The organism is Capnocytophaga cynodegmi (assembly GCF_002302475.1).
In the GTDB taxonomy this organism is placed as follows: Bacteria; Bacteroidota; Bacteroidia; order Flavobacteriales; family Flavobacteriaceae; genus Capnocytophaga; species Capnocytophaga cynodegmi.
Map to the genome: position 1 here is coordinate 34403 of NZ_CP022378.1, position 13417 is coordinate 47819.

Consider the following 13417-nt stretch of genomic DNA (forward strand, 5'->3'; position numbering starts at 1 on the left):
AATAAATATGTAACCTAAAATGTTTTGCTATTTACAATACGGAACGGTATATTTTCCTTCGGCTTTGTGTCCTAAAATTGTTTTCGCCTCTACCCAAATGGTTATCTGTTCACCATTGTGTTCGTAACGAATTTTGCTGTTTAGAGCATTCATAGGTGATTTACCTTTAGCCTGAAAAACAACATTATAACCTTCCGTTTTTGAATTTTTCGGAATTTCAACATTCAAATAATTTTCAAAGCTATATTCCTTAGATGAACAGTCACTCTGATGTGGAGTTACAAACACCGAAATAGAATTTCCATTATCAAAAGCCTTTCCTCCTTCTGCTGTAAAACGTTGTCCTTCCATTTCCCAGTAAAGTTGTTGTGTGTTATCGTTTTTGTCCTCGTTTTTTGAACAAGACATCACTAATGTGGCAGTAGCAACACAAATAATTGTTGTTAATTTTTTAATCATAATTACTTTTTTTACATTTTAATCTTCTTGTTTTACTATAACTTTTTTGCTATCCAAGCGAGTTGAAAGCCATTTTTTTAGTTTTTCTGTTTCAGCTTTTTTATCAACTTTTTTTGAATCTTTTTTCCATTGAATACGAAAAACAGGAATTGTATCTATCTTTTTGAAATTACTTTTTAATTCATTTGCAAATGAAACAGAAGCAATATCCTCATAATTAACCGCAATTTCTTTAGTAATTTGTTGAAATTTGGAGGCTTCTCTGTTGTATTTTCCAAGAGTCTCAACTTGGTCTTGCAACAACTTTATTTTACTTTGGCTAGAGATAAGTTGTTCTTTATTAGTGTTATACAATTCTTGAACGTACTGGCTTTGGTCACGTTCCTTACCATCACTCACAATGTGTAATTCTGCATTTTTAAGATATGGATAGGTATCTTTTTGATTGTTCCATAAATTTTTCATCTCAGCTGAAATAGGCGTATCTCCAAAGAAAACAAGTTCAATGTAAGGCTTTCCGTCATTGTATTCCACTTTTGAGAGGTCTTTCAAAAAGCGTATTCCCTCAATTTCTGATTTTTCGATACTAGTTTCAATAAAAGTATTTGCATTATTCTTAAATTGAGAAACTTTCCAAACTTGGTAAAAAGTATATCCAGCAGGAATCATTACCAATGTAGCACAAATGTAAGCTATATTTGAAATTCGTTTACGTTTGGAAGAGTTTGCATAAACTACCATCGGCAAACGCAAAAAACGAAGCACTAAAAATGTAGCCAATCCGATAAAAATAGTATTAATTAGGAATAGATACAATGCTCCTAAAGCTAATTTCCAATTCCCAACAGCCAAAAAGAAACCAACAGTACAAAGTGGAGGCATCAAAGCGGTAGCAATCGCTACACCGAAAATGACACTTGCTACAGTTCCTCGTTTTGCTCGAGCAATCACTAAGGCTAATCCTCCAAAAAAGGCGATTAATACGTCACGAATATCGGGAGAGGTACGTGCCAAAAGTTCTGAAGAAGTATCACGAAGAGGAAATAGCCAGAAAAATACAAAAGCTGAAGTAACACTCAAAACGACCATAACTCCAAAGTTTTTTACGGCTCGTCTTAACAAATCTACGTCATTGATAGCCAAGGAAAGAGCCATTCCTAAAATAGGTCCCATCAGCGGAGAAATTAACATCGCTCCAATGATTACGGCTGTTGAATTGGCATTCAACCCTAATGATGCAATTACGATAGAACAAATCAAAATCCAAGAAGTATGTCCTTTGAAAGAAATATCGGCTTTTATACTTTCGATAGCTGCTTCTCTGTCAGTATCTTGACGGATATTCATCAATTCAGAAAGAAATTCCTTTATTTGTTCCCAAATGCTCTTGGAATTCTCACTTAATATTGATTTTTCATTTGTGTTATTAATTTCACTCATAGTTACTTGTTTTTTTTTAATCTTTAATAGTGTTTAATCCTGAACGGATGTGCAAATCGCGTTGTGGAAAAGGAATTTCAATGTTATGTTTTGTGAATTCTTTAAAAATTTCGTAGTACAACTCGCTTTTTAGAACTACAGGTTTTTGAATGTATGTAGATGTCCATACCACTAATTCAAAATTCAGAGAATTATCTCCATACTCCACAAACCAGAAAGCAGGAGCTGGGTCTTTCAATACACCAGAATGATTTTTAGCAATTTCTAAGACAATATCTCTCACTTTTTCTGGGTCTTCTTTGTAGGCAACTCCCACGGGATAATGAAATCGAACAAGTCTGTCGTTATGCGACCAATTGGTTACATTTCCATTAATAAACTGAGAATTAGGAACAATTACTGAAATATTATCATTAGTGACGATTGTTGTAGAACGCATCGAAATAGAAATAACATCTCCTGAAATATCTCCTACTTGAATTCTGTCGCCTACTTTTATGGGTCGTTCAAACAAAATGATAATTCCTGAAATGAAATTATTGGTTATATTCTGTAAACCAAATCCCAAACCGACCCCTAAAGCTCCTAAAAGCCAACTAAAAGCTCCCAATTCAAAACCAGCGGATTTAAAAATGAATAAAAATCCAAAGACTAAAATTAAGTATCTGATAATAGTAACAATAGCCGACCTATTTCCTCTTTCTGCAATACGACTTGCGAAGAATTTATGTTCCAAAAAGTGTGTAATCTTCTTAGATGCGAAAATTAGAATAGTAATAGAAATAACTAAGTATATCAATGTCAGTAAAGTAAAATTACTCCCCTGAACATCGAAAATAACATAGTTCATTACTCCTTTCAGATTTTCTAAAAACTCGAATGTTGTTTCTTTCATTTTGAATGGAACTTGTGTAAAGTAGTTAGGTTTTTAGTAGTCCCCTAATGTTTCAGGATTTTGTGCGAGAGCTTTGGCAAGTTGTTCATCGTTTGGAGCTTTTCCGTGCCAAACGTGAGTTCCCATCATAAAATCAACACCATTACCCATTTCGGTATGCAAAAGCACACACACAGGTTTTCCTTTGCCCGTCAATGATTTGGCTTTTTTCATTCCTTTCAAAACAGAAGTGATGTCGTTTCCTTTTTCAATATCAATTACTTGCCAACCAAAGGCTTCAAATTTAGCCCGTAAATCGCCCAAAGGTAAAACGTTATCGGTGCTTCCGTCGATTTGCTTTTTGTTATAATCAACGGTAGCAATTAGGTTATCAACCCCTTTTCCTCCAGCATACATTGCAGCTTCCCAGATTTGTCCTTCTTGCAATTCGCCATCACCGTGAAGGGTGTACACCAAATGCGTATCACCATTGAGCTTTTTGGTCAGTGCTGCTCCAATCCCAACTGAAAGCCCTTGCCCTAAAGATCCTGAAGCAATACGAACACCTTCCAATCCTTCGTGTGGCGTTGGGTGTCCTTGTAAACGAGAATTTAGCAAACGAAATGTGTTTAATTCGCTAATAGGGAAGTAACCTCTTCGAGCTAAAACGCTGTAAAATACAGGAGAAATATGCCCGTTTGAAAGGAAAAAGAGGTCTTCGTTTTTGCCGTCCATTGCAAAATTTGTGTTGATTTCCATCAATTCGTTATAGAGGCAAACTAAAAATTCAGTACAACCTAACGAACCGCCTGGGTGTCCTGAATTTACTTTATGAACCATTCTTAAAATATCTCTACGTACTTGCGTAGTTAAATCTGTAAGTTGTTGAATATTCGACATAGTTATTTTAAATTTATCCGCACAAATGTATATCTTTTTATTATCGTGTGCAAGAAGATTTAAAAAAATGGAAATACAGCAAAATCAAAAAACTACTTTCTAAACAAGGTGAATTTCATTTTATTATCTATAAATATAATTAATACGTAAAAATGTTGTAACTTCGCACCCCAAAAGATTTTACTTTTAACATACTAAAACAAACAAAGCAATGTACATAGATTTCAATGAATTACCAGAAAATTCACGGATTTGGATATATCAGAGTAATCGCAGTTTTACTGAAAAAGAACAAACAGAATTACACCTTAAAATTAAAACATATTTAGAAAATTGGACTGCTCACGGCATAGGGCTAACTGCTTCGTATGAAATACGTTACAATAGATTTATCGTAATAGGAGTGAACCAAGATTTACACGCAGTTTCAGGGTGTTCGTTGGATAATTTGGCTCAATTCATTCAACAATTAGAAAAAGATTTTCAGGTTGATTTACTCGACAGAATGAACGTAAGCTATCGACAGGGTGATTTTATAGCATACAAAAACTTAGCTGACTTTAAAAAGATGGTAAAAGAGAAAGCTGTTTCTGCCAAAACAATTGTATTCAATAATTTAGTAAATACAAAAGTTGAATATGAAACAGATTGGGAAATTCCAATGGAGGAGAGTTGGCATAGTCGTTTTCTATAAAAAACTTATCAAAATTGTTTTCATTTTTAGAAAAAGATGTAAATTTGCATCCGAAAAAATCGGGGTGTGGCGCAGTTGGTAGCGTACACGTATGGGGTGCGTGTGGTCGCTGGTTCGAGTCCAGTCACCCCGACTTTTATTTTTCTTCTTCATAGATAGTCATCTCATTTTATTTACACATAACTCATTTGTTTATACTATTTTATGAAATAAAACTCAAATTATTTTATAAATTACTTGACAACGCCTATTTGCAAGATGTATATTTGCACACTTTTACAAAAAAATATACACTTAATTGAGATGAAATTATCTAATTTTAACTTCGAACTTCCAAAAGAATTATTGGCAGAGTACCCAAGTGAGAATCGTGATGAAGCTCGTTTGATGGTTCTGCACAGAAAAACTGGAGAAATTGAGCACAGATTATTTAAAGATGTTATCGATTATTTTGATGACCAAGATGTTTTTGTTCTTAATAATACCAAAGTTTTCCCTGCTCGATTATATGGAAATAAAGAAAAAACGAAAGCAAAAATTGAAGTTTTCTTGCTTCGAGAACTCAATGCTGAACAGCGTTTGTGGGATGTTTTAGTTGATCCTGCCAGAAAAATTCGTATAGGAAATAAACTTTATTTTGGAAAAGATGACAGTTTAGTTGCCGAAGTTATTGATAATACTACATCAAGAGGAAGAACGCTTCGTTTTCTGTACGATGGTTCCTACGAGGAATTTCGTGATAAATTAACAGAATTGGGGCAAACGCCTCTACCTAAGTATATTTCACGTGCCGTAGAACCTGAAGATGAAGAAAGATATCAAACTATCTATGCAAAACACGAAGGAGCTGTTGCTGCTCCAACGGCAGGTTTACATTTTTCTAAACATTTGATGAAGAGACTTGAAATCAAAGGAATAAATTTTGCAGAAGTAACATTACACGTAGGATTAGGAACGTTTAGCCCTGTAGAAGTAGAGGATCTTTCAAAACACAAAATGGATAGTGAGGAAGTTTTTATTCCTGAAGATCAAACCAAAATCATCAATAAGGCAAAACTTAACAAAAAGAGAGTTTGTGCTGTTGGGACAACTGTAATGAGAGCTCTGGAAAGTTCTGTTTCATCAGAAAATACAGTTAACCCGTATATCGGTTGGACGAACAAATTTATTTTTCCTCCATACGATTTCAGTGTTGCTAATGCAATGATTACCAATTTTCATACTCCAAAGTCAACCCTTTTGATGATGGTTTCCGCTTTTGGAGGTCACGATTTGGTGATGAGAGCTTACAAAGAAGCTGTAGCTGAAAAATACAAGTTCTATTCGTATGGCGATGCAATGCTGATACTTTAATATGTCAATATCTAACGAGAAGATTTTTTATAAGAAATCAGACATAGGAAAAAGTCAGGCTAATCTCATAATTTTCATTGGTGAAAACAAAATAATTTGGTAGATAACAAAATTATTTGTAATATTGCACTCCCTTAGTGAGCGTTTGAAGAGTAAAGGGATAATTTTAATGTTTAATTCTTTCTGATGAAAAGACGCTAAACTCTTGATTTTCAAAAGAAATACAAATTTAATTTATCAGCAAATGGCTGAACAAACACACACACAAGACGAGTTCTTGAAAAATTTTGATTGGACAAAATACGAAGAAGGTATTGAAAGTGTTCAAGAAGACAAGTTGAAAAACTTTGAGGATTTAGTAAAAAACAATTTTGTTGACACTCAAGACAATGAAGTTGTTGAAGGAACAGTTGTTAGAATTACTGATAGAGAGGCGATTATTGATATAAATGCCAAATCAGAAGGTGTTATTTCTTTGAACGAGTTTCGCTATAATTCAGGATTAAAAGTAGGTGATAAAGTAGAAGTTTTGATTGATATCCGTGAGGATAAAACAGGACAATTAGTACTTTCTCACAGAAAAGCACGTACAATTAAAGCGTGGGATCGTGTGAATTTAGCTCACGAAAACGGAGAAATTGTAAACGGATTTGTTAAGAGCAGAACAAAAGGTGGTATGATTGTTGATGTATTCGGAATTGAAGCATTCTTACCAGGTTCTCAAATTGATGTAAAACCAATCCGTGATTATGAGCAATATGTAAACAAAACGATGGAGTTCAAAATTGTGAAAGTAAATCACGAATTTAAAAACGTAGTTGTTTCACATAAAGCTCTCATCGAAGCTGATATTGAAGAACAGAAAAAAGAAATCATCGGACAACTTGAGAAAGGTCAAGTTCTAGAAGGTGTAGTTAAAAACATTACTTCTTATGGTGTGTTTGTTGATTTAGGAGGTGTTGATGGATTAATCCACATTACAGACCTTTCTTGGTCAAGAATTAATCATCCAAACGAAGTGGTTGAGTTAGACCAAAAATTGAATGTAGTTATCTTAGATTTCGATGATAATAAATCTCGTATTCAATTAGGACTAAAGCAATTAAGTAAACACCCTTGGGATGCTTTAGCTGACGATTTAAAAGTTGGGGATAAAGTTAAAGGAAAAGTAGTTGTTATTGCTGATTACGGAGCTTTCATAGAAATTGCGGAAGGTGTTGAAGGTTTAATTCACGTATCAGAAATGTCTTGGAGTACTCACCTTCGTTCAGCACAAGATTTCGTAAGTCTTGGTGATGAGGTTGAGGCAGTTGTGTTGACATTAGATAGAGATGAGCGTAAAATGTCTTTAGGAATCAAACAATTAACATCTGATCCTTGGGCTGATATCGCTACAAAATATCCTGTGGGTTCAAAACACGTAGGAACAGTTCGTAATTTTACAAACTTTGGTGTTTTTGCTGAATTAGAGGAGGGAATAGATGGATTAATCTATATTTCAGATCTTTCTTGGTCTAAAAAAATCAAACATCCATCAGAGTTTGTTAATGTAGGAGACAAGTTAGATGTAGTTGTACTTGAGTTGGATGTAGAAGCTCGTAAACTTTCTTTAGGACACAAACAAACTACTGAAAATCCTTGGGATAAATACGAGGTTGAATTTGCAGTAGGAACTGTTCATAATGGAACTATTTCCAAAATGGTAGATAAAGGAGCTACAGTTGAGTTTAATGAAGATATTGTTGCGTTTATACCTACACGCCACTTGGAGAAAGAAGATGGTAAAAAACTAGGAAAAGGCGATACAGCCGATTTCAAAGTGATTGAATTTAATAAAGAATTCAAAAGAGTTGTAGCTTCTCATACTGCTATATTTAAAGAAGAAGAGGAAAAGATTGCTAAAGAAGCATCAAATTCTACAACAGCTGTCGAAAAATCAACTTTAGGAGACTTAGAAGCTCTTCAAGAGTTGAAAGACAAAATGGAAAGAGGAAAGTAATTTAGTTTTTTTCATAATTTTTTGTTTTAATGAGGAAAAGCCGTTGCTGGGAAGTGACGGCTTTTTTGTATTTCAAGTTTCAAAAAATATTTTTTACAAATTTATTATAAAGTTTATGGTTTGATTTATTATATTTTTCTTACATTTCTAACTATAAATCACAGATAATTAAACAAAAATGAAAAAAGTTTTAATCATTACATATTATTGGAAACCCGCAGGTGGTCCGGGAGTACAGCGATGGATTAAGTTCGTGAAATATTTACGTGATTTCGGAGTTGAACCCATTGTATATGTGCCTGAAACCCCAATGTATCCTATGATAGATAAACAAATGGGAGAAGATTTACCCACTAATATTCAGGTAATAAAACAACCTATTTGGGAGCCATACGGATTAGCTTCTTTATTTTCTAAAAATAAGACACAAAAGATAAGTTCAGGAATTATTTCTCGCAAAAAGGTATCTTTCATAGAAAAAATGATGCTTTGGGTTCGTGGAAATTTATTTGTTCCTGATGCTCGGAAATTTTGGGTAAAGCCTTCCGTAAAATTTCTTTCAAAGTTTATACAAGAAAATGAAATTCAAACAATTATAACTACCTCACCACCACATAGTATACATTTAATAGGCTATCATTTAAAGAAAAAAATTCCAAAGTTAAAATGGATTAGTGATTTCCGTGACCCTTGGACAACTATTGGTTATCATAAGGATTTACGACTAACCAAATGGGCAGCAAATCAGCATAAATTTTTAGAAAAAGAAATTCTACAGACATCTGATTTGGTAATTACTACAAGTTTTAAAACAAATAAAGAGTTTTCATTATTAACAAATAAACCTATTCATACGATCACTAATGGCTATGATATTCAGACATATACAAAAAGAAATCTTTTTGAAAAGTTTTTAATATCTCATATAGGTTCGTTACTTTCTGATAGAAATCCAAAAATCTTATGGAAGGTATTAGCTGATTTAGTCTCTAAAAATGAATCATTTGCTCAAGATTTTGAATTATGTTTTGCAGGAAAAATAAGCAATGAAATATTAGAATATTTAGTTACTTTAGGTTTAAGTAATTATATAACTAATAAAGGTTATATTTCTCATAAAGAAGCAATTGAATTACAAAATCAATCTCAAATACTTTTACTTATAGAGATAAACTCGAAAGAAACTGAGGGAATTATTCCAGGAAAATTATTTGAATATATGATTTCCGGTCGTCCTATTTTAGCTATTGGTCCGGAGTATTGGGATGCGGCACAGATTGTAAAAGAAACCAATACAGGAGAATTTTTTAGATACGATGACTATCAAGAAATAAGAGAAACTATCCTAAAGTGGTATGACCTTTACAAAAGGGGTGAGTTAAAGTCCAATCCAATAGGTTTAGCTCCCTATAGTAGAAAGAATTTAACCCAGAAATTAGCCGAATTGATATAAAATGTTAAGAGTTTCTTTAAAAGAAATAAATCGTTTGGCTATTCCTGCAATTATTTCGGGAATTATAGAGCCTATAATTTCATTAACTGATACAATTGTAGCCGGACATATTCCTCTGAATACGCAAGAAATTCTTGGTGCAGTAGGGATTGTAGGCTCTTTTATAACTGCAATTATATGGATTTTTGCACAAACTTCCTATGCAATAGCCTCACAAGTAGCTCAAGGATATGGACAAAGCCGACTAAACAGATTAAAAAGTTTGGTCGCTCAGATTTTTTGGTTTAGTGCAGCTATTTCATTATTGGCTTCTGGAATAAGTTTTTTCTTTGGTGATGTTATTTTCAAACTTTACGGGGCAGAACAGAAGTTATTGGATATTTGCTTGACATATTTCAATATTCGCGTCTGGGGATTTCCTATAACACTTTTAACTATAACACTTTATGGAGTTTTTAAGGGGCTTCAGAACACATCTTGGGCAATGATTATCAGTGTTATAGGAGGTTCTTTAAACGTTATTTTGAATTTGATTTTTGTTTTTCAATTTCAGTTTGGTGTAGAAGGACTTGCTTGGGCAACGTTAATTTCACAAATTACGATGTTTGTGTTAGCTTTAATATTCTTATATCGAAAAACTAATTTTAAGTTATTTTATTTCAGTAAACTACACCCTGAATTCTTTCGTAACTTACTAATGAGTTTTAATCTTTTAATTCGTTCACTTTCATTGCAAATCACATTATTTTTTGCTTTTCGAGTGGCAACTAACTTAGGAAATGAAACGGATAACGCATTTGTAGCAACACACACATTACTTGCTCAAATTTGGTTGTTTTCGGCTTTTTTTATTGATGGTTATAGTAGTGCAGGAGGGGTCCTTTCAGGAAAATTATATGGAATGAAGCGGTTTGATACGCTTGTTATTTTAGTAAAGGATTTATTGAAGATTACAATTTTTATAGGATTACTCTTGGTTCTATGTTACTCTATTTTGTATTTTCCAATAGGTCGGATTTTAACCAAAGATGAGCGTGTACAATCTTTATTTTTTGCAACTTTCTGGATAGTTGTATTAATGCAACCCATCAATTCTGTTACGTTTTTGCTTGATGGCGTTTATAAAGGTATTGGATTTACGAAAATTTTACGAAATGTTTTACTGATAGCTTCTTTCGGAATATTCTTGCCGTTTTTATACTTATTTCAAAGCTTTGAATGGGAATTAAAAGGTATTTGGTTTACCTTTTTTGCTTGGATAACTACTCGAGGATTACTTTTGGCTCTTCATTTCAGAAAAAATTTTATTCAAAAAATAGAATTAATTAGTTATTTTTGCAAGTAGAAATTAAGTAAAAATGCGAATCATTTCAGGAAAAAACAAAGGAAAGCACCTCATCGCTCCAGCCAAACTGCCCGTGCGTCCTACAACGGATTTTGCAAAAGAAGCATTATTTAATATATTGAATAACAATTACTATTTTGATGAAATTTCAGTTCTTGACTTATTTTCAGGCACAGGAAATATCAGCTATGAGTTTGCAAGTAGAGGATGTCAAAGCATCGTTTCGGTAGATAATCATAGTGGTTGTATTCAATTCATAACAAAAATTGCTAAAGAATTAGAATACTTTATAACACCTTTAAAATCAGACGTGTATAATTACCTAAAAAAAACAAATCAAAAGTTTGATATTATTTTTGCAGATCCTCCTTATGAATTTACTCAGGAAAAATTTTCCGAAATAGTAGGTTTGGTTTTTGAAAGAGAATTGCTAAATGAGGAAGGAGTTCTCATTGTAGAACATTCAAAGCAAACCGATTTAGAAGAAGTACCAAATTTTTCATTTTCAAAAAAATACGGAGGAAATATGTTTAGTTTCTTTGAGTTAGAAAGTTAAAAATAAAAAAGTCACTCTTTTAAAAGTGACTTTTTTATTTTTTAAAGCATTATCTATTAAGGGAAAACTCCTCTTTCTTTGTATACTTGTTCTATTTTAGCCAAAGCAACAATATATGCCGCAGTTCTGTAATCTGTTTGATATTTTTCGGCTGAAGCTACCACAGCATCAAATGCAGTTTCAATTTTTTGTTTGAGCTTAACTAACACCTCATCAATTTGCCAAATTTCGGCACGTTTATTTTGTAACCACTCGAAGTATGAGCCTATTACTCCACCACTATTACAAAGGATATCAGGAATAATGGCAATACCTCGTTTCATCAAAATTTCTTCTGCAGCACTATCTGTAGGCCCGTTAGCCCCCTCAGCAATTAGTGAAGCTTTGATATCATTGGCATTTTCTGTGGTAATCTGGTTACCCAACGCAGCAGGAACTAAAAGGTAACAATCTGTTTTCCAGAATTCTGAATTATCAATAGCTTTTGCTTTGCTGTATCCGCTTACACCACCTTTATTCGTTTTTGTGTAAGCCAACAAATCTTCTGAATCAATTCCTTCAGTATTAAGAATTGAACCCGTATGGTCTTGAACAGCAATAAGTTTAGCTCCCAATTCTTGAAGAAAATGTGCAGCCCAGTAGCCTACATTTCCAAAACCTTGAACGATAAACGTTTTTCCTTTCAAATCAACACTATTTTTCTTAGCCCATTTTTGAATGGAAACAACAACGCCAAATCCAGTAGCACGATCTCTACCTTGTAATCCTCCTGACAATACAGGTTTTCCTGTAACCACGTGCAAATTTACTGAACGATTAGCAGGAGATTTAGCAGAAGCATAGGTATCTGAAATCCAAGCCATTATTTGAGCGTTTGTATTTACATCTGGAGCTGGAATATCATAATCAGGTCCAATATTATCACCCAAAGCATATGTAAACCTACGTGTAATTCTTTCTAATTCGCCTTTTGAATATTTAGAAGGGTCTAATTGAATTCCTCCTTTTCCGCCACCATAAGGAAGCCCAGCAATGGCAGATTTCCAAGTCATCCAAGTAGCCAAAGCTCTTGCAGCATCGATATCTACAGTTGGGTGGTAACGCAATCCTCCTTTGTAAGGCCCTAAAGCATTATTATGCTGAACGCGATAGCCAGTAAAAACCTCAATAGAGCCGTCGTCCATTTTTACAGGGAAATGCACCACAATTTCGTTCTGAGTAGAAGCTAAAATTTTACGCACTCCAGCATCTAAATTCATTTTATCAGCAGCTTTGTTGAACTCGTGCATCACGTTTTCATACATTCCAGTTCTTTTCTTTTCTGTATTGTTACTCATAATTTGTAAATGTAATAAAATAAGGGTAAAAGTATGTATTAAAATTGATATAAACAAAATTTACAGATAACATTTTTTTCATTTTAATAAAAATATACTGACAATTATCATATTATCAATAGCTTATAAATACATAAAAACGAAAATAAACGAAAACAAAGTTTATCAAAACGAAATTATTTTCAACTACTAAAAAAGAGATTCTTTTCTTTAACTAATATGTAAACGACTAATATCAGTAGGAGGGAAGTTTGAATAATTTTGCTGTCAGGGTGTGTTGCAAAAATTTCATTAGAAATATTACCTACCAAATGAAAAAGTATAGTAATAAAAACATTTCGACCAGATTTGTAATATAACCAATTCATTATGAAAACAAAAACGAATAAACTCATTACAAAATTCAGTGTATAAATTAGTCCCTCAGCTTGTACATTATTTTGATAATAACCTTTTACAAAAAATAAAGGCAAATGCCAAAAGCCCCAATAAATAGCAAACAGAACAGAAGTTGTAAAAAGAGAAAAACGCTGCCGCAATGCGTCCGTTCCATAGGAATGCCACGCTAACTCTTCCACTATAGGAGCGATAAATAACAATAGCCAAGGAGAAAATGGTTTTGATGTAAATGAGGGTTGCCCTGAAATGTAAAATTGCTCAAAACTATATCCAAAATCTACTGAAAGTAATTGAGCCATTACGATAGAAATTGGAGGGAGTAACAAAGCTATCCAAAAATATTTGTTTGATAACAAGTCTTTACCCCAAAATCGTTTTTTAAGGTCAGAAAGTAAGTATTCATCCCTCAAAAAGAAACTTCCCGCAACTAACATTGGAGCAAATAGTCCTGCAAGTTGTAAAAATCCTTGTAGAATAATACTTTCATTATCAGTTTTATGACTTAAATAAGCCGCATAAAACCACAACAACCAAGGAATTATCAACGCCAAACTGAAAAAAACAAAAGGTTTATCGTATTTTTTTATGATGTGATTCATTTTATCTAA

The 13417-nt window shown here is 33.2% G+C and carries 12 protein-coding genes and 1 tRNA gene; 7 read left to right on the forward strand and 6 right to left on the reverse strand.

Annotated features, from left to right (window positions below; translation table 11 throughout):
- Nucleotides 1-27 precede the first annotated feature (27 nt).
- From CGC48_RS00155 to CGC48_RS00170, 4 genes are read right to left on the reverse strand one after another with little or no spacing between them, the layout of a single operon-like run.
- On the reverse strand, nucleotides 28-459 hold the full coding sequence (locus tag CGC48_RS00155) for a hypothetical protein (protein WP_157909830.1): 432 nt from the start codon (nucleotides 457-459) through the stop codon (nucleotides 28-30).
- A gap of 18 nt (nucleotides 460-477) precedes the next feature.
- The gene (locus tag CGC48_RS00160) at nucleotides 478-1899 is read right to left on the reverse strand and encodes a DUF389 domain-containing protein (protein WP_095897291.1); all 1422 of its coding nucleotides are present in this window, start codon (nucleotides 1897-1899) and stop codon (nucleotides 478-480) included.
- A gap of 16 nt (nucleotides 1900-1915) precedes the next feature.
- Nucleotides 1916-2794 (reverse strand): mechanosensitive ion channel family protein, encoded by an 879-nt coding sequence (locus tag CGC48_RS00165; RefSeq protein WP_095897292.1) that lies wholly within the window; start codon nucleotides 2792-2794, stop codon nucleotides 1916-1918.
- Nucleotides 2795-2827: 33 nt separating this feature from the next.
- On the reverse strand, nucleotides 2828-3673 hold the full coding sequence (locus CGC48_RS00170) for a transketolase (RefSeq protein ID WP_095897293.1): 846 nt from the start codon (nucleotides 3671-3673) through the stop codon (nucleotides 2828-2830).
- Nucleotides 3674-3884: 211 nt separating this feature from the next.
- Between CGC48_RS00170 and CGC48_RS00175 the strand changes: the two genes are divergently transcribed.
- The 7 genes from CGC48_RS00175 (at nucleotide 3885) to CGC48_RS00205 (ending at nucleotide 11073) form a co-directional block, all read left to right on the forward strand.
- The gene (locus CGC48_RS00175) at nucleotides 3885-4367 is read left to right on the forward strand and encodes an ABC transporter ATPase (protein WP_095897294.1); all 483 of its coding nucleotides are present in this window, start codon (nucleotides 3885-3887) and stop codon (nucleotides 4365-4367) included.
- Nucleotides 4368-4427: 60 nt separating this feature from the next.
- Nucleotides 4428-4500, forward strand: a tRNA-Pro gene (locus CGC48_RS00180).
- 170 nt (nucleotides 4501-4670) lie between these two features.
- Entirely contained in the window at nucleotides 4671-5720 is a 1050-nt protein-coding gene (gene queA, locus CGC48_RS00185) for a tRNA preQ1(34) S-adenosylmethionine ribosyltransferase-isomerase QueA (RefSeq protein ID WP_098029706.1), read from the forward strand.
- 244 nt (nucleotides 5721-5964) lie between these two features.
- Nucleotides 5965-7719: a 30S ribosomal protein S1 gene (rpsA, locus tag CGC48_RS00190; protein ID WP_095897295.1), complete on the forward strand. Its 1755-nt coding sequence runs from the start codon at nucleotides 5965-5967 to the stop codon at nucleotides 7717-7719.
- A 178-nt stretch (nucleotides 7720-7897) separates the two neighbouring features.
- Entirely contained in the window at nucleotides 7898-9172 is a 1275-nt protein-coding gene (locus CGC48_RS00195) for a glycosyltransferase family 4 protein (protein WP_095897296.1), read from the forward strand.
- 1 nt (nucleotide 9173) lies between these two features.
- Complete coding sequence (locus CGC48_RS00200) at nucleotides 9174-10517, forward strand: MATE family efflux transporter (RefSeq protein WP_095897297.1); 1344 nt, start codon at nucleotides 9174-9176, stop codon at nucleotides 10515-10517.
- Nucleotides 10518-10530: 13 nt separating this feature from the next.
- Nucleotides 10531-11073: an RsmD family RNA methyltransferase gene (locus CGC48_RS00205; protein ID WP_095897298.1), complete on the forward strand. Its 543-nt coding sequence runs from the start codon at nucleotides 10531-10533 to the stop codon at nucleotides 11071-11073.
- Between the two features lie 56 nt (nucleotides 11074-11129).
- Here CGC48_RS00205 and CGC48_RS00210 read toward each other — a convergent pair whose 3' ends face one another.
- A complete protein-coding gene (locus CGC48_RS00210; RefSeq protein ID WP_095897299.1) occupies nucleotides 11130-12410 on the reverse strand; it encodes a Glu/Leu/Phe/Val family dehydrogenase in 1281 nt (426 codons plus the stop codon).
- Between the two features lie 182 nt (nucleotides 12411-12592).
- Nucleotides 12593-13396: a CPBP family intramembrane glutamic endopeptidase gene (locus CGC48_RS00215; protein WP_098029707.1), complete on the reverse strand. Its 804-nt coding sequence runs from the start codon at nucleotides 13394-13396 to the stop codon at nucleotides 12593-12595.
- Nucleotides 13397-13417: the final 21 nt, after the last annotated feature.